At 59.9% G+C, this 24052-nt stretch carries 16 protein-coding genes; 9 read left to right on the top strand and 7 right to left on the bottom strand.

Annotation, left to right across the window (positions count from 1 at the left end):
* Positions 1-34 precede the first annotated feature (34 nt).
* From tgt to HNQ64_RS07860, 8 genes are all read left to right on the top strand, one after another.
* Entirely contained in the window at positions 35-1771 is a 1737-nt protein-coding gene (gene tgt / locus HNQ64_RS07895; RefSeq protein ID WP_184207206.1) for a tRNA guanosine(34) transglycosylase Tgt, read from the top strand.
* Between the two features lie 510 nt (positions 1772-2281).
* On the top strand, positions 2282-4531 hold the full coding sequence (locus HNQ64_RS07890) for a TonB-dependent receptor plug domain-containing protein (RefSeq protein WP_184207205.1): 2250 nt from the start codon (positions 2282-2284) through the stop codon (positions 4529-4531).
* Positions 4532-4537: 6 nt separating this feature from the next.
* Positions 4538-8482 (top strand): cobaltochelatase subunit CobN, encoded by a 3945-nt coding sequence (locus tag HNQ64_RS07885; RefSeq protein ID WP_184207203.1) that lies wholly within the window; start codon positions 4538-4540, stop codon positions 8480-8482.
* Complete coding sequence (locus HNQ64_RS07880; protein ID WP_246430967.1) at positions 8482-9078, top strand: MotA/TolQ/ExbB proton channel family protein; 597 nt, start codon at positions 8482-8484, stop codon at positions 9076-9078. Before HNQ64_RS07885 ends, HNQ64_RS07880 begins: the two co-directional genes overlap by 1 nt.
* Complete coding sequence (locus tag HNQ64_RS07875) at positions 9075-9425, top strand: DUF2149 domain-containing protein (protein WP_184207201.1); 351 nt, start codon at positions 9075-9077, stop codon at positions 9423-9425. Before HNQ64_RS07880 ends, HNQ64_RS07875 begins: the two co-directional genes overlap by 4 nt.
* A gap of 182 nt (positions 9426-9607) precedes the next feature.
* Complete coding sequence (locus HNQ64_RS07870) at positions 9608-12670, top strand: PSD1 and planctomycete cytochrome C domain-containing protein (protein WP_221305376.1); 3063 nt, start codon at positions 9608-9610, stop codon at positions 12668-12670.
* Positions 12663-14105, top strand: a complete 1443-nt coding sequence (locus tag HNQ64_RS07865) for a DUF1501 domain-containing protein (protein WP_184207199.1) — start codon at positions 12663-12665, stop codon at positions 14103-14105. Before HNQ64_RS07870 ends, HNQ64_RS07865 begins: the two co-directional genes overlap by 8 nt.
* Before the next feature lie 309 nt (positions 14106-14414).
* Positions 14415-15038, top strand: coding sequence for a hypothetical protein (locus HNQ64_RS07860; protein ID WP_184207197.1), 624 nt, complete (start codon positions 14415-14417; stop codon positions 15036-15038).
* A gap of 144 nt (positions 15039-15182) precedes the next feature.
* On the opposite strand, the gene polX is transcribed toward HNQ64_RS07860, so the two are convergent.
* Complete coding sequence (gene polX / locus HNQ64_RS07855; protein ID WP_184207195.1) at positions 15183-16922, bottom strand: DNA polymerase/3'-5' exonuclease PolX; 1740 nt, start codon at positions 16920-16922, stop codon at positions 15183-15185.
* A gap of 214 nt (positions 16923-17136) precedes the next feature.
* On the opposite strand from polX, the gene HNQ64_RS07850 reads away from it, so the two are divergent.
* Complete coding sequence (locus tag HNQ64_RS07850; RefSeq protein WP_184207193.1) at positions 17137-18168, top strand: L,D-transpeptidase family protein; 1032 nt, start codon at positions 17137-17139, stop codon at positions 18166-18168.
* A gap of 473 nt (positions 18169-18641) precedes the next feature.
* Here HNQ64_RS07850 and HNQ64_RS07845 read toward each other — a convergent pair whose 3' ends face one another.
* From HNQ64_RS07845 to HNQ64_RS07820, 6 genes are all read right to left on the bottom strand, one after another.
* On the bottom strand, positions 18642-19646 hold the full coding sequence (locus HNQ64_RS07845; RefSeq protein ID WP_246430966.1) for a phosphoglycerate dehydrogenase: 1005 nt from the start codon (positions 19644-19646) through the stop codon (positions 18642-18644).
* Between the two features lie 69 nt (positions 19647-19715).
* Positions 19716-19919 carry a hypothetical protein gene (locus HNQ64_RS07840; protein ID WP_184207191.1) on the bottom strand — a complete coding sequence of 68 codons (204 nt, stop codon included), beginning with the start codon at positions 19917-19919 and terminating at the stop codon, positions 19716-19718.
* On the bottom strand, positions 19919-21049 hold the full coding sequence (locus tag HNQ64_RS07835; protein ID WP_184207189.1) for a S41 family peptidase: 1131 nt from the start codon (positions 21047-21049) through the stop codon (positions 19919-19921). The genes HNQ64_RS07840 and HNQ64_RS07835 overlap by 1 nt, the downstream gene beginning before the upstream one ends.
* The gene (gene thiD, locus HNQ64_RS07830; protein WP_184207187.1) at positions 21046-21852 is read right to left on the bottom strand and encodes a bifunctional hydroxymethylpyrimidine kinase/phosphomethylpyrimidine kinase; all 807 of its coding nucleotides are present in this window, start codon (positions 21850-21852) and stop codon (positions 21046-21048) included. Before thiD ends, HNQ64_RS07835 begins: the two co-directional genes overlap by 4 nt.
* Positions 21853-21990: 138 nt before the next feature.
* The gene (locus HNQ64_RS07825) at positions 21991-22410 is read right to left on the bottom strand and encodes a c-type cytochrome domain-containing protein (RefSeq protein WP_184207186.1); all 420 of its coding nucleotides are present in this window, start codon (positions 22408-22410) and stop codon (positions 21991-21993) included.
* Positions 22411-22450: 40 nt separating this feature from the next.
* Positions 22451-24022: a sensor histidine kinase gene (locus tag HNQ64_RS07820; protein ID WP_184207184.1), complete on the bottom strand. Its 1572-nt coding sequence runs from the start codon at positions 24020-24022 to the stop codon at positions 22451-22453.
* Positions 24023-24052 lie beyond the last annotated feature (30 nt).

The following is a 24052-nucleotide window of genomic DNA, read 5'->3' as shown; positions in this document are numbered from 1 at the left end:
CGAAGCTGGATTCAACGATAGGGAAAAGCTGTCCATGTCCCCCTCCCGACTTGATTTCCAGCTCGAAGCCCAGGCCACCGGTTCCCGGGCCCGTGCCGCCACCTTTCGCACCCTGCACAGCACGGTGCGCACGCCCCTGTTCATGCCCGTGGGCACCCAGGCCACCGTGAAGGCCCAGCTTCCCGAAACCCTGCACGAGTCCGGCTCGCAAATCTTGCTGGCCAATACCTACCACCTCCTCCTGCGGCCAGGGCCCGAGGTGTTTAAAAAAATGGGCGGCATCCACAAATTCATGCAGTGGCCCGGCTCCGTGCTCACGGATTCAGGCGGCTATCAGATCTTCTCCCTGCCCCACTCCCGTTCTATGACGGAAGCCGGGGCCGTTTTCCAAAGCTACGTGGACGGCCAGCGCATCCTCCTCAGCCCGGAGCTCAGCATCCAGACGCAGATGGCCATCGGCAGCGACATCATGATGGTGCTGGACCAGTGCATCCCCTCCACCGCCGATGAAAAAGCCGCGCGCAAAGCCCTGCAAGTCACCCAGCGCTGGGCCGCCCGCAGCCTCGCCGCCCGCGAGGATTCCCCCCAGTCCATGTTTGCCATCGTCCAGGGCGCACTCTACCCGCACCTGCGCCGCGAAAGCGCCGAGGGCCTGATGCAGATGTCCTTCGACGGCTTCGCCATCGGCGGTCTGGCCGTGGGCGAGGAAAAGGCCGAACGTGAAGACACCTGCGAGCTCACCGCCTGCCTGCTGCCTGCCGACCGCCCCCGCTACCTCATGGGCGTGGGCACCCCGCTGGATGTGCTGGAGGCCGTGCATCGCGGCGTGGACATGTTTGACTGCATCATCCCCACCCAGGTGGCCAAACGCGGCTCCGTCTTCACCTCACGGGGCGTCATCCAGCTCCGCCGCACCGTGTACAAATTTTCCGAGGACCGCCTGGACCCCGACTGCACCTGCCCCGTCTGCGCCAAATACACCCGCGCCTACCTACACCACCTCACCAAAACGCAGGAGCCCCTGGGCTGGCAGCTCATGGGCCAGCATAACATTCATTTCTACCACCAGCTCATGCGCGAAATCCGTCAGAGCATCTTGGAAGACCGCTTCCTCAAGCTTTACCACGAAAAGCGCCAGATCCTCCAGGTGGAGGACATTGATCACCCCGTCACCACCGTCAAACCACCCGTCATCAGCCCAGACCACGCCCAGCGTGTGGGCGACTATGAACTCAGCGTCACCCCGGGCCAGCCCGCCCGCATCTTCCACATCACCACCGGCCAGGCCGTTTCCACCGATGCCGCCACGCCGCAGTGGAATGAGGAAGTACCCCTAGCCCAGCACCTTCGCCTGCCTGCCGATGTGCCTGCGGAGGAGGCCACCCCGCTCATCCTTTGGGACATCGGCCTCGGCGCCGGAGCCGCCGCCATCGCCGCCATCCTCACCTACGAGGCCGAAGCTGAAAAAGCCCCCCTGCGCCCCCTCCACATCGTCAGCCTAACCAACGATCTATCCGCCCTGCGCCTCGCCCTCAGTCATAAGCGCCACTTCCCCTACCTCCGCCACGGCGCGGCCGATACCCTGCTGCATCGCGGCACCTGGACCTCCCGTTACAAACCCGGCCTCACCTGGACCCTCCTCCAAGGCCCCCTGGGCGAAACCCTATCCCAGGCCCCCGCTCCCCCCGAGCTCACCCTCCACCAGCCCCTCCCCGGCATGGAGTTGCCCCGCGCCTCCAATGAGCGGGACTTGCCAAGTCCTGGCCTTTGACCCTCCGCATACTCTCACGGCCCCACCTCCCAGAAAATGGCAAAAAGATGTCCGCAAATGATGATCCGCCATCCGACCTAACAAAGGATTCATCAATAACGTAGCGGCTCTTTGCCCCATCGGTCTCTCCCCAAACCCCGAGACTTGGCAAGTCCCGCTCCTTGAGCTGACCCTGGTGGCCGCAGCCCTTTTCAAGGCTTCGCCTCCTGCGAATCCTGAAATCTGATCAATCCTGTACTTCATCCCCCATCCTCTCCAGCCTCGATCCCCTTAATAAATCCTAAGCCCAAAGGCCCCCGAATCCACGCGCAGCATCCACCAAACCTAACATACATTGCCGAAAATCCCAAACAGGATTAAATTCGCCCCAATGACTCGCAAGACAGATCAAATATAATCCAGACCCCGCCTTTTGGGAGAACCGATGTTGAGCCCCCTCAACTCCAACGTTCAGGGAGTCTCCCGACATGACCCAGCAACAGACGCTCAGACGTCGGTCATGAATCTCCCATGAACTTCCCAGCTTCTGTCAAAACCGCCTGTCTCACCTTCTCCCTCCTTGGCATCCTCCAGACCCCGGGCGTAGAGCCTGCGGCCATCCCGCCAGAGCTAGAGCCTAAAACAAAGGCCAGCACCGCTTTGACTGAAGAAGAAAAGGTGGTGACGCTGCCCACCATCACCGTGATCGCCGAGACGCCGCTGCGCACGGAAGAAGACGTGCGCAACCTCCCGCAGACCATCAGTGTACTGTCCCGCGAAACGCTGGAACGACGCCAAGCCCGTTCCCCAGTGGAATCCCTGCGCGAGGAGCCTGGCGTCTGGGCCGTCAGCGTGGCCACCCAAGGTTCCCCCATCCTTCGCGGTCAGATTGGCAACAAAGTACTCTACTTGTGGGACGGCGTCCGCATCAACAATGGGGCCCTCTTTGGTGGCCCCAATGGCTTCTTCAATCAGTTCCCTCTCGGTGCGCTGGACCACGTCGAAATCATTCGCGGCTCCGGTGGCGTGCAGTACGGGAGCGATGCCATCGGCGGTGTTATCAACCTGATTTCTAAACGTGCCGATTTCACGCCGGAGCATGAGGTCGGTGGCGAGCTCTACCAAAGGTACGGAACCAACGATGATGAAAATACCCGCACGCTGGATCTGCACCTCACGGGCCCCACCATCGCCATCGCGGCGGGCCTCACCCAACAAGATGTGGATGATTATCATGGCCCCGATCGCGAACGCATGGACCCCACTGGTTATGAGACCTTGGGCGGCTATTTGAACGTTGCATGGCGACCAGTCGAAAACCACACCTTTCGCCTATCCTGGGTGCATAACCGCCGTGATAATGTGGACAGCTACGTGCAGTCCAAGCTCAATGCCAGTGGCGTACCACGCCTCTTCAGCCCAGAAGAAATTCGCGGCATTGCCAAGCTGGACTACACGGCTGAAGACCTAGGTGCCTGGAGCGATGAGCTCAAGATTTACGGCTACTATCAATACTACGGAGGCCTCCGCGACAGGCGGGTGGAGAGCGCCACAAATTTCACCACCACCCGTACCGATACGGATCAGGACATCCTCGGCATCGGCATTCAAAACGCGGTGGAATGGGGCAAGGCCCGCCTCATTTTTGGCACCGATTATCGGTATGAAACCCTGGGCACCAAGCTCACTCAAAGCCGCCGCGTCTTTGCCACCGGCACCACCACCGTCACGGAACCTGCTGGCAATACACCAGACGGGTCTTATGAAGTGTATGATGCCTTTGCCACCCTGGAGTTCCGCCCGATCGAAAACCTGCTGCTGACTGCTGGGGCCCGTTATGAAAACAGCCACATTCATTCGGATCCTGAAAGCCTCGATGTCATCCCCAGCGCCGGTTACGGGCTCAATGATCTGGCCTTGGACAAGAGCTGGCAGTCAGTGACCTGGAACCTCGGTTCCATCTACAGTTTCACGCCCAAATGGGACATGACCTTGAACATCAGTTCCGGCTTCCGCGCGCCCACGTATTCAGATCTCCTCAGCGCCGGCCCGCCCGTCTTCTCCTCCAAGATCGCTTCTCTGCCGAGCCCCGACTTGAACCCGGAAAAATCTGTAACCTATGAGCTGGGCTTGCGGCATCATTCGGAAGCTACCAGCGCCTCCCTCGTCGGTTACTACACCCAACTCTCAGATCTCGCGGTCACCCAGACTTCCGGCACCGTGGTCATCCCCGGCCAGGGCACCTTCGCAGCCGCACGCAAATCCAGCACTGGGGAGGGATTCATCACGGGGGTGGAGTTTGCCATGGCGCATCAGTTCGGCAGGCAGTGGACGCTCTTCGGAAATGCCACCTACACCTATGGCCAAAATACCGTCACCGATGTGCCGCTGCGCTTTATCCCACCCCTCTTTGGGACTCTCGGCCTTCGTTTTGAGTCGCCCTCCAAACGCTGGTGGGCAGAGATTACCGAAAACTTTGCCGGCAAGCTTCACCGCCATTCTCCGGATGATGAGCAGGACGCCGGATTTTCCACCGACCCCGCCTACGGCTCCCCCAATTCGACGAACAACCCACCCCTGAACTCCGACTACAGCATCCCGTCCTGGGCCACCACCAATGTGCGCTTCGGAGTGAATGTCTGGGACCGAGCCCACAGCAAGCTAGACCTCACGCTGGACCTCAACAATGTCTTTGATGCCAGCTACCGCCAGGCCTATTCGCAGCAGCAGCGGGTGGCCCCCGGCTTCGGCGCAGTTATCGGTGCACGACTCAGCTTTTAGGCCCTTATGAGGACCTCACACTCCTGGTCGCATCTCTTTTTAGGCTGGCTACTGCCCCTGCTATGTCTGGGCCATGCTGCTGCCGCTCCCACCCGGCTGGCATTTGTGGGGGTGTGGGATCGCTCCATGGCCCTGGTGGATGCCGGCTGCCGCCAAAATGGCATGGCAGCGCATTTTTTCAGCACAGGTGAATTTGCTCGGCTCCAGCCAGCGGAGGCTACGTCCTTCCCTCTCATTCTGGTGCTGAATGTGGAGGCCACGGAATCTCCCGCCCTCACCGCCACCCTGCGCCAAGCCCGCGCGGCCAACCCCCAGCAGCGCGTGCTGGCGCTGGACACGCGCGGCAGCCATGTGGATCTGGACAAGGCGGGTCTGCTCACGCAGGACACCGATCTCATGGCTTACTGGCGTGCCAATGGCCCCCTGAACGTCCAGCGGCTGATGCGCTACCTCCATGTGCGATATCTGGGCCGCACAGCCACGATTGAGCCTCCTGTCCTCATCCCAGAATTTGGTTACTACGATCCTGATCACGAAGAGCCCTTTGACAACTTTGACCGCTATCGAGAGTTCAAAAAATCACGCCACCGCTGGCAGGAGGGGAAGCCCGTAGTTGTCCTGCTCATCCAGCAGTCCTTTTGGATCACGCGGGATCTCAAGGTGATCAATGCCCAGATTTCGGCCCTGGAAAAACAGCCGCTGAATGCCGTGGTCATCTTTGGCGACCGTGAAGGCCGCATGGTGGATCTCATCAAGGCCGCCCGGCCCAGCATGCTGGTGGAGGACCGCCATGGCAGCACCTGGCAGAGCACCGCTATTTTAAAGGAGCTGGATGTCCCCTATCTGCGCCCCGTCTCCATGCTGGGCTCCACCGTGGAAGAATGGCGCCAGGACCCACGCGGAATGTCCGTCAAAGACGTCGGCATGTTCATGTCACTCCAGGAATCCTGGGGCACCATCGAGCCGATGGTCATAGGCGGGCTGCAGGCCAATATTCAGGGTTTCCGGCTGCATGAACCCATCCCAGACCGCATCGAAGCCTTTGCCGCACGGGCCACACGCTGGGCCACCCTGCATCACAAGCCGAATGCCGAAAAGAAGCTCGCCTTCATCTATTACAACAAAGGCCTGGGCCAGGATGACCTGATGCGCGGCAGCCCCACGGGTGCCTTTCTCGACGGGCCCGAAAGTTTCATCCGCTTCCTCCCCCGCCTTCAGGCAGAAGGCTACGTCCTGCAGCATCTCCCCTCCAGCGCGGCAGACCTCATCGCCACCCTGAAAAAACGGGGCCGCAATCTCGGCCCCTGGGTGCAGGGAGACCTGGAAAAGCTGGCCGATGAGGGAGACCCCATCCTCATCCCACTTTCCACCTACCAGCGCTGGTTTGACACCCGGCTCACAGAGGCTGCACGCCAGGCCGTGATCGCAAAATTTGGCCCACCTCCAGGTCGGCTCATGGTCGTGAAACGCAATGGCGAGCCACACATCGTCATTCCACGCATCCAGTTAGGCAATGTCATCCTCACGCCACAGCCAGAACGCGGAGAAAAGCAGGATGACAAGCTGCTGCACTCCCGCGATGTGCCCCCGCCGCACAACTACCTAGCCTTCTACTGGTGGCTGGAGGAAGGCTACCAGGCCGATGCCATCGTCCACTGGGGCACCCACGGCTCCCTGGAACTGCTGCCTGGAAAGGAAACTGGCCTTTCCAAAGACTGCTGGAGCGACCTTTGCATCAGCCATCTGCCCGTGGTGGATCTCTGGATCACCGATAATCTGGGAGAATCCACCCTCGCTCGCCGCCGCTCCTACGCGGCCTTGGTGGACCACCGCGTGCCCCCCGCCGTCGGCGCAGGTCTGTCAGACGCATTCAAATCCCTCCACGATGACATTCATAAATTCAACACCCTGGAGCCGGGCCTCCTGCGTGAAGAATTCCGCAAACGCATCACCCAGCAGGTGCAGGAACAGGCCCTGGAAAACATCGCCCACGCCACCTCTGGCGACCAACCTTTTGAAGATGAGGCCATTGCCCGTCTGGATGCCCACTTGCATCAGCTCTATGATGCGCAGACTCCCACCCGCCTCCACATTCTAGGCCAGCCCCCGGTTGAGCAAGACCGCCTGCCCTACCTCGTCTCCATCCTGGGGGAGTCCTTCCTGCAACATCTGACGGAGGCCAGCCCCTTCATAAAAACGCTGGCCGGAGAAAAGCCCGCCCTGCGCGAAGCCGCCGCCCATATGCTGGATAAATGGCTGAATGGAACCACGCCAGACAGCCTATCCATCACCCCGGCTCTGGAGAAAGACCTCACCTTCGCCAAAGACATGCACACCCGGCTCATGGATGCTGATACAGAGATCAACGGATTTCTCCACGCGCTGGCCGGCGGTTACATCGAGCCTGGCCCCGGTCCCGAACCCATCCGCAATCCGGCCTCCCTCCCCACTGGCCGCAATCTTTACTCAATGAACCCCGAGGAAATCCCCAACCGCGCTGCCTGGGAGGTCGCCAAAAAACTCGTCGATGATCTGCTGCGCACGCATCGCCCCAAAAAGATCGGGATGGACCTCAATGGCATGGAGACCATGCGCGACTTCGGCGTCATGGAAGGACAGATTCTTTACCTCCTCGGGGTGCGCCCGATCTGGAACCGCAACAACCTCGTCATCGATGTCGAGCTCATCCCCGCCGAAGAACTTCAGCGGCCCCGCGTGGATGTCTTCATCGCCATGGGCGGCCAGTATAAAGAGAACTTTCCGTCCCGCGTCGCCCTGCTAGACAAAGCCGTGCGCCTGGCCGCCACCGCACCAGAATCTGCCAATCCCGTACGTGAATCCGTGCAGGCTATGGAGGGCCGCCTCCAGCAGCGCGGCTTTTCCAGCGCCAAGGCCGCCAAGTTCGCTGGTGCACGCATCTTTGGCACCAAGCCGGGCAACATGTCCGGCACCAATATCCTCCATCTCGTGCCACGCTCCGGCGTCTGGGATAAGCCAGAGGAAATCACCAGCGTGTACATGGACAACATGAGTTTCGTTTACACAGGCGATGTCTGGGGCGAGCGCATCGACGGCCTTTATGAAGAAGCCATCCAGGGTACGGATGCCATCCTCCGCGTCTGGGCTTCTAACATGACCAGCCAGCTCTCCAACCATCATGCCTACGAGTACTTGGGCGGCCTCAACATGGCTGTCAAGCAGGTCACTGGCAAGACTCCACAAGCCCTCATCGCCGATGTTCGCAACCCCACCGGTGCCAGCGTCCGCGAACTGGAAGAAGTGCTCGCCACCAATTTACAATCGGAATTGTTAGGCAAAAAATGGCTCCAGGGCATGAAGGAGCACGACTACGCAGGCGCAGGCCACATGGCCGAAATGGTCAAAAACACCTTTGGCTGGTCTGTCACCCGCCCAGAGGCCATCTCACAGCAGACATGGACAGACATCTATGAGGTCCTGCTCAAGGACCGCCACCAGCTCGGATTGAATGAATGGTTTCAGCGTGTCTCCCCGCATGCCCTCCAGGAAATCACTGCCACCCTTCTGGAGGCTGCCCGCAAGGACATCTGGCAGGCCACCCCAGAGCAGTTGCAAGACCTCGCCCGGCTGTATGCCGACTCCGTCAAAAATCACGGCGACTCCGGCGGCCTCGTCAGCGGCGGCAATGCACGCCTAGTGGACTACACCACGCAGACTCTAGGTGCCGGCGGCACACCCGCCGATGCAGCCCGCGCCGCCGCTATGAAAGAGTCCTTGGCTCAATCCACCACCGCCCCCACCACTGACAAAGTTTCCGGCCAAAAGCTGGACCAAATGCCCACTCCGAAGCCCGCCGATACCGCCGCATCCCAGACACCCGCCCCCATCGGTTTCCCCTGGGCCTATGTTGCTCTCGCCGCACTCGCCTTTCTAATCACCCTTGGTTTTTTACGTCGCACCGGATCCGCCTGATGGACTTCATCCAACACACTCTCCAGCTCATTTCAGATGCCCTCCTCCTGCCCACACTAGCAGCCATCCTGCTGCTGTTGGTCTGGACACTCACCATGATCGGGGGGCTCCTTCGCGAATGGTTAGGCCGAAAAGCAGTAAGACGCTGCCTGCATGAAGCCCTGGAACTGGCACGCACCCCCGCCACAGGCACCGCTGCACTGGAAAAGCTGCGCGACTCCCCCGGCGGACTGCCCGCCCGTTTTGCCCTCTCGCTAGGCTCCCGACTTCAAGATTTGCAGGAGCGCAGCAAATCCCTCGAAGATGCAGAGACCGATGTCGCCGCCCGCCTCTCCCAGCTCACCTGGGCCACCCGTGTCGCCCCCATGCTGGGCCTGATGGGCACACTCATTCCGTTAGGCCCCGCACTCACGGGCCTCGCCTCTGGGAATGTCGCCGAGCTTTCTAGCAACCTCGTCGTCGCCTTCACGGCCACGGTTTGCGGTGTGCTCATCGGCTGCACCACCTACACGCTCACCACCATTCGCCGGAGCTGGTATGGGCGCGACATGAACGACCTGGAATACATCCTCACACGCCTGGAAACCCGCCCATGAAAAGGCACCGAAAAATCCGCCCGTGGGACGAATCCCCGGATGACGATCCCGCCGCCGGTTTGCTGAATCTTTTTGACGTCTGGATCGCCTTCGCAGCCGCCCTTTTGCTGGCCATCGTCAGTTACGAAAGCCTGTCCACTGAGAGTCGCAGCACCATCCAGAAAGAGGGCACACCCGAGATGGAAATCATCCACCAGAACGGCACCCAGTTAGAACATTTTCGCGCCAGCCCCCAAACCCTGGGCGGAGATGGCCAGCGACTCGGCACTGCCTATCGGTTAAAATCAGGAGAGGTCATCTACGTCCCTGAATCCCCTGCCTCGCCACCGCCCACCACCGCCCCCTAATTTTGGAGATCGGAGCATTCACCCACAGGATCGCCGCTTGCTAAGCCCCGCTCATTGCCTCTTCCTTCCTTGGTTGAAATGTTGCCATCCTCTTCCTGTGAATCCTGAAAATCCTGCCATCCAGTCTAAAAGATAGGGTTGCATCATGCCTGAATAGTCCAAAGGCAAAGCCTGCACGCTTCATGGCGGCCACCGTTGTTTATGCCATGGTCTCGTCCATGCTGGTCCGTCTCCCCTTCGCCATCGCCGCCCTGCTGCCGCTCTTCGCCCACAGCGAAGAGCCGCTCAGTTTCAGCCGCGATGTCCTGCCCATCCTGTCGGACAATTGCCTGAGCTGCCACGGCCAGGACGAAGCCCATCGCAAGGCTGACCTCCGCCTGGACACCCACGAAGGCGCGCTTGCCGTCATGAAACCGGGCCAACCCGAGGCCAGCGACCTCCTCGCCCGCATCCTCACCCAGGACCTGGACGAGCTGATGCCGCCACCGAAATCGCACAAGCCCCGCCTCACCTCTGCCCAGGCCGAGGTCATCCGTCGCTGGATCGCCGAAGGAGCTGTGTGGGGCAAACACTGGGCCTTTGAAAAGCCCGTCAAAACCACCGTCCGGGGTCATCCCGTGGATCACTTCGTCTCAGCGCAATTGTCCAAAGCCGGGCTCACGCTCGCCCCCACAGCCCCTGTTCACACCCTCGCCCGCCGCCTCTCCTTTGACCTCACGGGCCTGCCGCCTACCCCAGCCGAAGTCGCGGCATTTTCCAAAACCTCCTATGAAGCCCAGGTGGACCGCCTGCTAGCCTTGCCTCATTTCGGCGAGCGCATGGCCATGGCCTGGCTAGATGCCGCCCGTTATGCCGATACCGATGGCTTCCAGGCCGATGCCAACCGCACTAACTGGCCATGGCGCGACTACGTGATCCAGTCCTTCAATGAGAATAAACCCTTCGACCAGTTCACGCTTGAGCAATTCGCCGGCGATCTTTTGCCCAATGCCACCGCCGAACAAAAAGTAGCGACGTGTTTTCATCGCAATCACATGACCAATGGTGAAGGTGGCCGTGACAAGGAGGAGTCCCGCGTGGACTACGTCATCGACCGCGTAAACACCACCGGCACCGTCTGGCTAGGCCTCACCCTCGGCTGCACCCAGTGCCACACGCACAAGTTTGATCCCATCACCCACGCGGATTACTACAGCCTCGCCGCCTTCTTCAACAGCGTGGATGAGGACGGCTCCGCCGGGACCAAGGCCCAGCCCTACCTCAGCTACCAGTCCCCCCACGCCTCTCGTGCCGTGAGCGAGGCTGAGGCCCTCGTAGCCCAGCGCCAACCTTTGGAGAAACAAGCCCGCACAGACGCTGAAAAACCCTTCACCCAGTGGCTCACCGCCCGCCACGCAGAGGTCCGTCAGGGCTTCACCGCCTGGCATCGGCTGCGCGGCAAGCTGGAGTCTCAGGAAGGCACCCTGCTAAAACAGGAGGCCGATGGCAGCGTGCAGGCCTCCGGGCCCAACCCGAAGCAAGATGATTACCGCCTCATCACCAGCATCTCTTTGCCCCGCATCACTGGATTGAGGCTGGAGGTGCTGCCCCATGCCAGTCACACCCGAGGAGGCCTTTCACGCGGGGCCAGCGGCGAATTCATCCTTACTGATATCAAGGTTCAGGTACGACGTCGCGGCAGCTCGCAGATTCGCGACATTCCCGTCCGCAATGCCGTGGCCGACCACGAAGGCGGTAAGGGAGCCTCCCGCGAATACGGCGCAGTCAAAGGCACCCTGGATGACGATCCACGCAACGGTTGGACCACTGTAGGCGCACCGCAGTCGCAGCCCCACACCGCCGTCTTTGCCCTCGCCGCCCCGCTGGTGCTGGAGGCTGAGGAAGAACTCATCTTCACCCTGCTGCACCGCTCCACGAATGGAGACGCCAACATCGGCCGCTTCCGCCTTTCCGCTACCGACCAACCCGGCCCCGCCGTCAACGAACTGGCCACCGCCCCGCTGGAACAGCTCGCCGCGGCCAAAGCCACCGACCTTACCGCCCTCGACAAAACCTTGCGTGATCGTTTGTTCGCGCAGTTCCTCGAAGACCACGCCCCGTATCAGCTCGCCAAGGCCTCCCTGGACCGCGCCAGTGCCCAGCTCAAAGAAACCAAGAATGCCGCTGGTAAGCTCAACGTCATGGTACTGGCCGAGCGCAAGGAACCCCGCGACACCCATATCCTTCTACGTGGCGTGTGGGACAAACACGGCGACAAAGTCACCCACAATGTCCCGCCCGCAATCGCCCCCTGGCCCGAGGGCCAGCCACGCAATCGGTTAGGCCTAGCCCGCTGGATCACCTCTCGCGACAATCCCCTCACCGCCCGCGTCTTTGTGAATCATGTATGGCAAATGTGCTTTGGCGCAGGCCTCGTGCGAACCCCCGATGACTTCGGTCTGCAGGGCGAGCGCCCCACCCATCCCGAATTGCTCGACTGGCTGGCCGTGGACTTCATGGAGCATGGCTGGGATGTGAAGCACTTGATCAAACGCATTGTCACCAGCGCCACCTACCGTCAGGACTCCGCCGCTAGTGCTGACCTGCTGGCCCGCGATCCGCAAAACCGCCTTCTCGCTCGAGGCCCCCGCTTCCGCTTGCCTAGCTGGATGCTGCGCGATGCTGCCCTCACCGCCACCGGTTTGCTGAATCCCGCCCTCGGCGGCCCGCCCGTGCGCCCCTACCAGCCCGAAGGCGTGTGGGAGGAAAACTTCATGGGCCGCTTCACCTATGAGCCCAGCGAAGGTGCCGCTCAGTACCGCCGCACCCTCTATGCCTTCTGGCGCCGCAGCATCGCTCCTACCTTCCTCTTCGACAACGCCCAGCGCCGCGTCTGCGAGGTCGGCGTCAGTCGCACCAACACCCCTTTGCAGGCTCTCACTCTCCTCAATGATGCAACGATGATGGAAGCCGCAGCCACCCTGGCCGAACAAATGATGCGGCAAAACCAGCCCGTCAAATCCCGCCTCCAGCACCTCTATCTGCACGTCCTCTCCCGCCCCGCCACTTCGCAGGAGATTGCCATCCTCACCCGCGAGCTTGACCGCGCCCTCACCCACTATCGGGCTCACCCCCAAGATGCGGAAAACTACCTCACTTCCCTCCCCGTCCCGCCTGCCAAAACCGCCCCCCTCCCCGACCTCGCCGCCCACACCCTCATCGCCAGCTTGGTCCTCAACCTAGACGAAGCCATCACCCATGAGTGATTCCCCCCTGCACACCACCCGCCGTTATTTCCTGGGCCAGTGCACCGGCGTCTCCGTCGGCTCCATGGCTCTCTCCTCTTTGTTAGGCCAGGCCTCCGCCGCCAGCCAGGCCCCTGCGCTAGGACTGCCCGGTCTGCCCCACTTTGCGCCCAAGGCGAAGCGTGTCATCTTCCTCACGCAGTCCGGCGGTCCTTCCCAGCTTGAGCTTTATGACCACAAGCCCGGCCTCATGAAATGGGCCGGGACCGAGCTTCCGGAATCCGTCCGCCAGGGCCAGCGCCTCACCACCATGACGGCGAACCAAAAGCAGCTCATCCTGCCCGGCATCACCAAGTTTTCCCGCCATGGCAAAAGCGGGGCCACCATCAGCGAATGGCTGCCGCATCTGGGCGAGGTCGCGGATGACCTCTGCTTCATCAAGTCCATGACCACGGACCAGATCAATCACGCTCCGGCCATGACCCAGTTCCTCACCGGCAACCAGATCCCCGGCAAGCCCAGCATGGGCGCGTGGGTCAGCTACGGCCTCGGCAGTCTCAACCAGAACCTGCCCGACTACCTCGTGCTCATCTCCAAAATGCAGCGCCCCAGCGACCAGCCGCTCTATGACCACTACTGGGGCAGCGGCTTCCTCCCCTCACGCTACCAGGGCGTGAAGCTGCGCAACTCCAAGGACCCCGTACTCTACCTGCGCGATCCCGATGGCCTCCCGCGCCACCTGCGCCGTGGCATGCTCGATGGCCTCGCCGAGCTCAACCAGATGCGCTTTGCCCAAACCAACGATGCTGAAATCACCACCCGCATCCGCCAGTATGAAATGGCCTACCGCATGCAGGCCAGCGTGCCGGAACTCACCGACCTCAGCGACGAACCCGATTCCGTCTTCGACCTGTACGGCCCCGACTCCCGCCGCGCCGGCAGCTACGCGGCCAACTGCATCCTCGCCCGCCGCCTCGCCGAGCGCGGCGTCCGTTTCATCCAGCTCTTCCATCCTGACTGGGATCACCACAGTCGCCTGCCAAGCTGGTGTACCGCCCGCTGCCGCGATACCGACCAGCCCAGCGCCGCCCTGATCAAGGACTTGAAACAGCGAGGCCTCCTCGACGACACCCTCGTCATCTGGGGTGGCGAATTCGGCCGTGGCGTCGCCGGCCAGGGCAAGTGGGACAGCCCCGAAGCCGGGCGCGACCACCACCCGCGCTGCTTCACCATGTGGATGGCCGGTGGCGGCGTGAAGCCCGGCCTAACCTATGGTTCGACCGACGACTTTAGCTACAACGTCGCCGAAAACCCCGTCCACGTCCGCGATCTCCACGCCACCGTCATGCACCTCCTCGGCATCGAGCATGAACGCTTCACCTTCCGCTCCCAAGGCCTCGACTTCCGCCTCTCTGGCGTGGAGCAGGCGAACGTGGTGAAGGGTGTGCTGGCTTGATTTCATCCCGCATCACACTTCATATTTTTAATTTTCGCTCACGTCAAGCCGCACCGAATGCCAGCAGGTAGCCGGTGGTCGAGCTAGCATATCGAGTGAATACCACCGGTGAAGACACCAGACTTTTCTCTCTAGTATCTTGAAGAGAGATCGCTCTGAGATGATTTTCGTTTAGCCAAAACTCATCGCCTGCGCAACTCAGGAACGATCGAACGCCTCCAAGCATCAAGCGTCCAATGTCCCGTGACTCCTGCCCTCCACTCAGCACGCGCCCTTCTTCGCCAAAGCCGCAGACGGATGCTGTGGCTCATGGCAAAAGGACTCATCGCCCTGTTGGTGTTCCTGGCGGTGGGGTATGGACTGCTCCTTGTTATTTCCCCCAGCGGCGTCTTGTTCAGAAAGACCCTCCGCAAAACTCCCCTGGCAGCACCCATCACCGTTCACCGCATTGAAGGCGACCGCCTCATCACGGCCAGCGGCTCATTCACCCTCGCAGGTGTCACTCTGCCCACGGATTCAGCGCACCTTGCGAGAACCCATGCCTTTCTGCAAATCGCCACCGCCCAGGGCATTGAGGTGATTCGTCAGGTCACCCCCACATCCTCCATCCTTCGCTGCGAACCCCGCATCAACCACTGGTGCGGCAACGATCCCATGGCTGCCCACTTTGAACAGCACAACCTAAACGAACTCATCCTGGCGATGGGCTATGCCACTCACAATCTCAGGGATGCCAGCCTAACCGCGCTCGAACACCGGAGGCTCTCAGCAGCCTGCACCATTGCTCAAAGCCTGAAGCTGACCTCCACCGATGAGGGGCCACCGGGTTATGACCGGCAACTGGACCACGAGGTGAAAAGCATCCAGATCGGCGAAACAAGTTTCATCGAAACTCGCATCCGATCAGCTCTCGCCCGTAACGGATCCTCCTAGACTGCCGGTGTTCCTTCGCATCCCGATGGGTCTCGCCAATCAGAACTCAAGAATGCCAGCCAGCCCAAGGAGCGGGACTTGCCAAGTCCCGCCTCGGGCACCCCGGCAGGCCAAACACCTCCCACACCGCCACAGCATCTCTTGTTAGGCCTTCCCCTTCCGCAGCGCCTGCTCCACCTCTCCCAGCGGCAGGCAATTAATCACATCTTTTCGCGTCAGCCAGCCCTTGCGGGCCGCACGCACACCGAACAAAACATCCTGCAAACCGCGCGTGCTGTGCGCATCGGGATTGATGCTGCACTTCACGCCTTTCTCCTTCGCCAGCCGCCACCAGCGCCAGTCCATATCTAGCCGCCAGGCGCTTGCATTCAGCTCGATGATCGTGCCCGTAGCCGCCGCCGCGTCAATGATCGCCGGGATGTTCACCGCATAGGATGGGCGCTGCAAAAGCAGCCGCCCTGTCACATGCCCCAGCATGGTCACGTTCGGGTTTTCAATCGCGCGGATGATGCGCTTCGTCATCTCCGCCTCAGGCAGATTAAAGACGTTGTGCACACTGGCCACGCAGTAGTCCAGCTCCGACAAAAGCTCATCGCTGAAGTCCAGCGAGCCGTCCTTCAGAATGTCCACCTCCGTGCCGGAGAAGAGGCGGAAGTGCCCTTCAAACTCCTCATTCAGCGCATGAATCTCCGCGATCTGCGCCCTCAACCTTGCCTCATTGAGTCCATTCGCCTGGAAGCTCGACTTGCTGTGATCCGCGATACCCAGATACTGCATTCCCAGGTCCCGGGCCGCCTCCGCCATCTCCCGCAGACTGGCCGTGCCATCGCTGGCCGTCGTATGGTTGTGAAACACCCCACGCAGATTTTCCAGCTCGATCAGGCGTGGCAGTTGCCCATGCTCCGCCGCCTCGAACTCACCTGAATTTTCACGCAGTTCCGGCTCGATGAAGTCCAGCCCCAGCGCACGGTAGATCTCCGCCTCATTGTAGATCTCCTCCGGGATCGGCGGGGCCTCCTTGCCCTCCACAATGGTAAATCCGTATTCATTCAGCGACCACCCCTTATCCAGCGCCCGCTGCCGCATCACCACATTGTGCTCCTTGCTGCCGGTGAAATAGTTCAGCGCAAAAGGATACTCAGCACTGCTCACGGCCCGCAGGTCGCATTGCAGGCCACCTGCGGTGTAAACACTGGCCTTCGTGCCGCCCTGGGCGATCACCTTTTCCACCATCGGCAGCCTAACAAAATCTGCGATCACCTCCTCCGGCTTTTTCGTCGCACACAGAAAGTCCAGGTCATGCAGCGTCTCCTTACCCCGACGGAAACTGCCGCACACCTCCGCCCGCGACACCGCCGGGTGATCCCGCAGCGCCTCCAGCATCGTCTGCGCCACCGCATACACTTGGTCCACGCGGAATTCCGAAGCATGCGCATCCCGGAATGCAATGCTCTCCAAAATCTTCACCACCGTCTTTTCGCCAAAACCGCTGATCTTCGCCGCTGTGCCGTCCTCACAGGCAACTTTCAGATCCGCAATGGAGCCCACACCAAGTTGCGAATACAGTGCCGCAATCTTTTTCGGCCCAAGTCCCTGCACTTCGAAAAGCTCAAGCAATCCCTCTGGAAATTCTGCCCGCAGCTTATCAAAAAACTCCAGCTTACCCGTCGTAGCCATCTCATGCAGCTTGTCCCGCAGGGCCTCGCCGATGCCCTTCACGCCTGATAACTTGCCATCCATTGCAAGTTGCATGATGTCATCGGGGTAGCTTTCCACCACTTCTGCCCCTGTTTTGTACGCACGGATTTTGAACGGATTTTCCCCTTTAAGTTCTAGGAGAAGAGCAACTCGTTCGAGAATCTGGGCAGCTGTTTCGCGGGTCATCCCCTGAGCATGCAGAGAAAGATTCAAAAGACAAATGCACCGCGCACACGTAATTTCATGCATACTTGGCAGGCAGATTGCATGGCATGAAAGACAGCGTGCCAGACTTCGAAAAAATCGCCTAACTCTTCAAGTTCTCCTTAATTGGCGATTGCAGATTCTTTAACTTCTATTAAGTTTATATCAAATGCACTTCATCAACTCTCTCCCGCGTATGACATGCGCCCGGCCAGGGATCGCTAGGCTGGGTCTGGCGCTCGCGGCGGGTGCACTGCTGAGTCATTGCACTTCAGCCCCGAAGTCGGAAGTCGTCGTCAGCGTCAAGGACCAGCGGATGGGTCTCTATGAAGAGGGCGTGCTGAAAAAGCAGTATGTCGTCTCCACTTCGAAATTTGGCCTGGGAGACCAACCCAACAGCTATCGCACCCCCGTGGGCAAGCATGAGATCATTGCCAAGATTGGCAAAGGTCTGCCTGCTGGTGCTGTCCTAAAAAGCCGCTCTTGGAATGGCGAAGTCCTGAAGCCGAATGCCCCCGGGCGTGACCCCATTGTCTCCCGCATCCTCTGGCTGCGCGGTCTGGAAAGCAGCAATCGCAACGCGATGCGCCGCTACATCTACATCCACGGCACGACCGAAGAAAACCGCCTGGGCCAGCCTGCCAGCTACGGCTGCATTCGAATGGGCATGAAGGATGTGGTAGAAGTCTTCGATGGCGTTGGCATCGGTGCCAAGGTTGTCGTCACCAAAGATCACCTCCCTCACGGCAAAAAAGCCGATGAGCCGAAAGTCGAGCCAGTGGCTGAACCCGCCGCCGCTCCTGTCCATGTGACACCCCCCGCCGCCACGCCGCAGATCGCTGCGGCCCCTGCCCCAAGCGGCCCGCAGACACCTGAAAAAGCAGCCGCCTTGGCCGCTGCCGCTGCCGCTCCCGTGCCAGCAGCGCCAATCCCTTTGGTCGAAGAGCCTAAATCATCCCTCTTCTCCTTCCTGCCGTGGTCACGCAAGGCAAAGCCCGCCGAAGCTGCACCGATTCAGGCCCCAGTCATCGCTCCTCAGCCTGACGCCAAGGTCAAGGTCTCCGTCACCAACAAAAAATCTGGCCTCAAGACGGACGGAGTTCACCAGATCGGCCCTATCGCCCCGGAGCCCATCGCCAAAGGCAAAGGCAAAAAAGACCGCGTGGAAAAAGTCTCCTCTGCCACAAGCACTCTCACACGCTTGCTCGGCCTCAACGCCCACAGCTAAAGCAGCGCCCGACGCCTCTTTCAAAAAGCACCCCGAAACGGGTGCTTTTTTTGTATTTGGTTTCCCCTCAAAAGCACACCTCCTCACCCCACGCCCTGGCGGGCACAGCTACGCACTGTAGCTGCCAGCACCAGCGGGTGGCCCGTGCCGAAAGGTCTCATGCCCCGGCCTTCCCCATCGCCCCCCAAGGAGCGGGACTTGCCAAGTCCCGGCCTATGAACCTGCGCACATCTCGCGCCTCGCCCACCACCCAAACAATGGCAAAAAGATGCCGGGTAAAAGATGGATAATTATGCCGACTAACAAAAAGGGTAATATCCATGCAACGCACCCCAACCCACCCTTCCTGTTAATCCTTCCCGCGACTGCGGGATTGTCCATCCTGTCTAAAAATTCTCCGTCTCTCAGCAACAAAAACCCTCAGGAACCATGGCACCTGAGGGCCTTCTAAAACGGTCCTTCCAAGACTGCCGTTAAAACTTGTTCGCCTGGATCACATCCTTCTCGCCTTTCAGGTAGTTCACCAGATTCAGCGTTGCACGCATGGCCTGGCGCGGAACGCTTTCATACGTGCGGGAGCCGATGTGCGGCGTGATGAGTGCCTTCGGGTGCTTCAACAGTGCGTGATCCGCCGGCGGTGGCTCCTCGTCCAGCACATCGGTTCCGTATCCCCCGATCGTTCCTGCATCCAGGGCCGCTATCATGTCCGGCATGTGCACCAGTTCCGCGCGGGAAGTGTTCACCACCAGCAGGCCCGGTTTCGCCAGGGCAATGCGGTCCGCACGAACGAGGTGCTTCGTGCTTTCGCTCAGGTTCGCATGCAGGCTCAGCACATCCACCGCCGCGATCAGGCTCTCAATGGTCTCATGGCGAGTCACATGGTTTTCTTTCGCAAAAGCTTCCGGCCAGTAGATATCCATGCCGTGCACTTCCATACCAAAGGCGATCGCCCGCTTCGCCACTTCCTGGCCGATGCGGCCCAAGCCCACGATACCGATCTTCTTGTTCCAGATCTCATTGCCCGTCACGCGCTTCCACTGTCCGGCACGTACAGAATTGGCGCTATCCACGAGATTGCGCACCAGGGCCAGCAGCAGGCAGAAAGTATGCTCCGCCACCGTGGTGTGATTCACACCGGGGGTGAAAAGCACCGGCAGCTTCCGCGCTGTGCACTCCTCCACATTGATCTTGTCCAGTCCGATACCGTACTTGCTGATCACCCGCAGCCGTGGCTGCGCCTTGTCTAGCACCGCTGTCGTGATCTCATCATCTCCACAAAGAAAGGCATCGAACTGACCCGCTAGCTCCAGCATCTTGCTTTCTGGCAAAGGTCCGCGCTCGCGATGGATCTCATACCCTTGGGATTCGAGCAAAGCATGATGGTCGCCGGGGGTGTCTTGGTAGCTGGTGGTGGTGAGCAGAACGCGCATGGTAAAGACCTTTAGCATGGGCGGATTGCCCGCCTCGGCAAGAAGCATTCTCCATCCTCAAAACACATCATTGGCCGCTCATCGAACGAGGCATTCCGGAATCGCGGCCTCCTCTTCTTAGACCAATAGCAGCGCGCGCGAAAAGTCCGCCACCGTTAAGCGAGCAGGCACTTGGGTACCCGAATCCAGCAGGATAGGCTCCGCCTCTTCGGGGCGAAAGGCCAATACTTCACGCCCATTCGGCAGTGTGGCATGCCACGTGCGGGGGCAGTGAGGGCTGCGGATCGTCACCGTCGTTTCTACAGTTTCAGGAATCATCATCAAGGTTTCACAGGTTGTGCTTTCTTCACCTCAGCAGGGGCAGCAGGTTCAAGCCGCTTTTGGCCAGTGGGCCATTTCAGCGCGCTGCCCTGAAGGTGCGTGCGTGAACTTAGCATATCCACTGCACGCTGGAGGACAATATCTCGCAAAACCGGACGGTCATCGCTCAATTCTTCACCAGCACTGCGGCGAATGTAGGCGTCCAGTTCAGGGTTCTTTCTCGCGATCAACGCCGCCTCATTGTAACGCAGACGATTCCGATCAAAGAGGCTCTCTTTCACCGGCCCCGCTGCATCGAAAATCTGCCGCTTCACAGGAACCGGCAAGTCTAACAAAAAGTCTGGCACCAGCCCCACGCGAAAAAGCGCACGATCCCCCGCAAGCAACATTTCCGCTCGGGCAAACCTCAGCACCCATTCCGCATCCAACGGCAGCGTTTCATAGCGCACCGTGGCACCTCGGGTCTTGCTACCAATAATGAGCGCCTGCTTTCGCTCCCGCAGCACAGCCGCCATCGTTTCCCCCAGATTGCAAGTCTCACCATCCACCAGCACCACCAGGGGCTGTGTCCAGATGGGTCCGCGATTGGCAATGAAAAGTTGCGCATCTTCACGTCCCACCTGCTTCAGTTTAAAGAGCAATTCCGCACGTGGAACGAAGAGCTCCAGCATCGCTGCAGCCACGGCAAAATCCCCCGGTGGCACCGCACTACGCAGGTCCAGAATCAGGTAAGGCACCTTGGCCTCCACTTGTTTTTTGAGATGCACTGCCATTTGCCCTGCCTCTTCTTCGGCAAAAGCCAAAGGCCTTAGGTAGGCGATCTCAGGCGTCAGCATCTCCGCCAAGATTCCACGTCGCAGCATGGGGCGCTCCGCATCCGCTTTGCGCATCAGTTCGGCCCCCAGATCAAGCCGCTCCAACAGTCCCTGAAAGGCCGCGCGATTCAACTCATCAAAGGTCAGGTCTCCACCTCGAATGTATTCACTACGCAGGATCTGAAAGGCTGCCTGCACCGCCGTCTGGGAAACTTCCTCCACCTTGGCCGCCCCCCCTTCACCCGATGGGGATGTCGGCAGCTCACCCGCTAGGGTAAACCCCGCCAGCAGGCACCAGGCGAGCATCGTTTTCATAGGGCAGCATTCTTTAGGTGATTCAGCGCATGGACGGTGCCAACCTTGCCCTCCCAGGAAAAAAATTCAGCAATCGCCGCGCTGACGTAATGCTTCGCCCGGGCCACAGCTTCCTGCAATGGCAAACCCTGTCCCAGCCCCGTAGCGATGCTGGCTGAATACGTGCACCCCGTCCCATGCGTCTGCACCCCTGGCGTACGTGCTGCCTCATGCCAGGTCAGTTCCCCTTTCACACACAGCACATCCGCCGCCGCTCCTGTCAGGTGTCCGCCTTTGAGCAAAACCGCCGTGCCAAACTTTGCCGCGAGGTCCATTGCGCAGGCCACCATCTCATCACGCGTTTTCACGGGCCTGCCCCACAGCACACCGGCCTCATCCATGTTGGGAGTGATCACCGTCGCTAGCGGTAGCAATTGACTGCACACAGCCTCAATGGCGTCATCTTCCAGCAGCTTACCGCCACCCGTAGCCACCATCACGGGATCCACCACTAGCGGTGTTCCCGCAGGGGCCGATTCATGCCAGGTCTTCACCACCGCTTCTACTTGCGCTCTCCCCCCCAGCATGCCTGTCTTCGCTGCGGCGATGGGAAAGCCTTCAAATAGCACACGAATCTGATCCGCCACCATCGCTGCGTCCAAAAGCTGCACGCGCGACACTCGCCCCGGGGTCTCTGAAACCACACTCGTCAGTGCGTTCAAGGCATAGCCACCCAAAGCCGAAATCGCTTTCAGATCCGCCTGCACACCAGCTCCACATGAAGAGTCAGAACCGGCAATGGTGAGGATGGGTAGTGGAGACATGGGGAGGAATGAAGGCATTAAGCTTGGTCAATGAGTCAAAGAAGGTCAAGGTCGATAACCCAGCCTAAGATGCCAACAAAAAACGACCGGGCATCCAGCCCGGCCGTGATTAAAAATAATCGTGTTAGGAAAGGACTTTTATTCCTCACCCTTCCAGGCACCAAAGGCAGCGCCGGACTCGATCCACTTCTTCACCAGCGCCTGCTCTTCAGCAGTCACGCGGTCACCCTTGCCTTCTGGAGGCATGGCAAATTCGTCGGACTCTGGCAGCGCCATGGTCTTCAGCAGCCAGCTTGCGTCTGGCTTGCCCGCCACCACGTTTTCCGCTGGATATTCCTTGCCGCCTTTCATGATGGCCTCGGCATTGTCCAGGCGCAGACCACCCTTCGGCTTCTTGATTTTGCCATTGTCTTCTTTTTCCTTCTCATGGCACTTGAAGCACTTCTGCTTCAGGATGGGCAGGATCTGCTTTTCAAAATCCACACCACCATCCTGAGCGGAGGCGGCGGAAACAGCGAATGCAGCGGCAAAGGCCGCAAGGGTAAGCTTGGTTTTCATGGGGTGGTATTTACAATCTAGTTCGTTGAGCCTCTTTTGGTCAAGCACAAGCAAGCTCAATTGATACAATCAATCCTCCTGTCTCTCGGTTCCGCGCACTCACATTCCCACCGCAGCTTTCCACACAGGTCTTGACGATGGAGAGTCCCAGGCCTGTTCCCCCCGTCTCGCGTGCACGCGCCACATCCACGCGATAAAAGGGCTCAAAAAGTCTTGGCAGGCTCTCTTCAGGCACCCCAGGTCCGGCATCCGACACCTGGAGTGTGACCACTTTTTTTGCGACAGTTGCGGAAATCTCCAGCACAGTTCCTGGCGCATGCAGCAGCCCATTGCGCACCACATTACCCACCGCACGCCGCAGCATCTCAGGCACCGCCATCACCTCCAGTCCTGTAGGCATTTGGACTCGATACTGATTCGTCGGCACCCCTTCCAGTTGCAGCACCCCTTCGACCAATGGCAGCAGCAGCACCGCTTCGGGCGTCTTCGTCTTTTGCCCCAAGGAAGCTTTGGAAAATGACAACAATTCATCGACCAAGGCCGAGATCTGACGCAGCTCATCCCGCACATCCGCCAGACGGTACGCCTCACCTCCATCCAGCCTTGGCTCTAAAATACCCAAGCTCATCTCCATCCGCGCGATCGGGCCACAAAGCTCATGCGCCACGTCTCCCAAAAATCGCTTTTGACCACGAAGCAAACCATCCAACTGCATCGCCATTTGATTCACCCCATGGGCTAACCTCCCGATCTCGTCCCCTCGGTCCTCTGGCACGCGTACATCAAAGCGCCCCTTCGCGATTTGCTCCGTCGCATGCATGTTCGCCCGGATACTTCCTGTGATGCTCTTCACAAACGGCAGCCACAAAAGTGCTGAAATGGCCATCGCTCCAAAAATGCTCAGCAGCCAAGGTCGCATGTCAAAAAACAGCCCCCCACCTGTCATTGAGTCGGTGGCAATGAGCAGCAGCAAGTGCCCCTCCTCACGCTTCCATCCTGGTGGCGGTGGCAGTCTCACCCCAGCATAATAGAGTGCTGGATCTCCAGCCTGAACAAGAAAGGTCCCAAAGCGGGCAGGAATTTTTTCATCTCGCCTGGTTTCTTCACGACCGCGCCCCTCGGGTCCGTCCACTCGGTCAGACGGCGGAGACCGACGCGCCTCCCCAGGAAAAGGTTCTCCAGATAAAAAAGCATCCAGCTCATCCAGCAGCGGCGGGGGCCGATCTGGGCCCGGCGGGGGAGGGGGTCTTCCCGGTGCACCACGCCCCTCCGGTGGGTTCATCTGTCGAATAATCTCTTTCAGCTTTAGCGGCACCGTGATTGGGTCTCCCATCATGATTCGCTCAGGAATGGTGACGAGGGACACCTTAGCTTCATAAGGACGTCCTCTGGCCTTCAAAAGCTCATCCCACCCTTCTCTCGGGTGCGTACTCAGATCCTCATACACAGCCTGGCCAATGACCTGTAGCCGATCTCCCGCAATTCCACCCAGCGCCCCCTGCAACCCTTCCGCAAACTGCCATTTCAGCGCCAATAAAAATACCACCCCCAGCACCACCACATTCACCAGCAGCCACAGCAGGATGCGAGTGTAGAGATTCAGCGCACGCATTCGGATAAATTCAAAGCCCTGCATGGAAAA

Origin of the sequence: Prosthecobacter dejongeii (assembly GCF_014203045.1) — a bacterium.
In the GTDB taxonomy this organism is placed as follows: Bacteria; Verrucomicrobiota; Verrucomicrobiia; order Verrucomicrobiales; family Verrucomicrobiaceae; genus Prosthecobacter; species Prosthecobacter dejongeii.
Note: the sequence above shows the minus strand (reverse complement) of the source record. Positions and strands in the feature narration are given on the sequence as shown.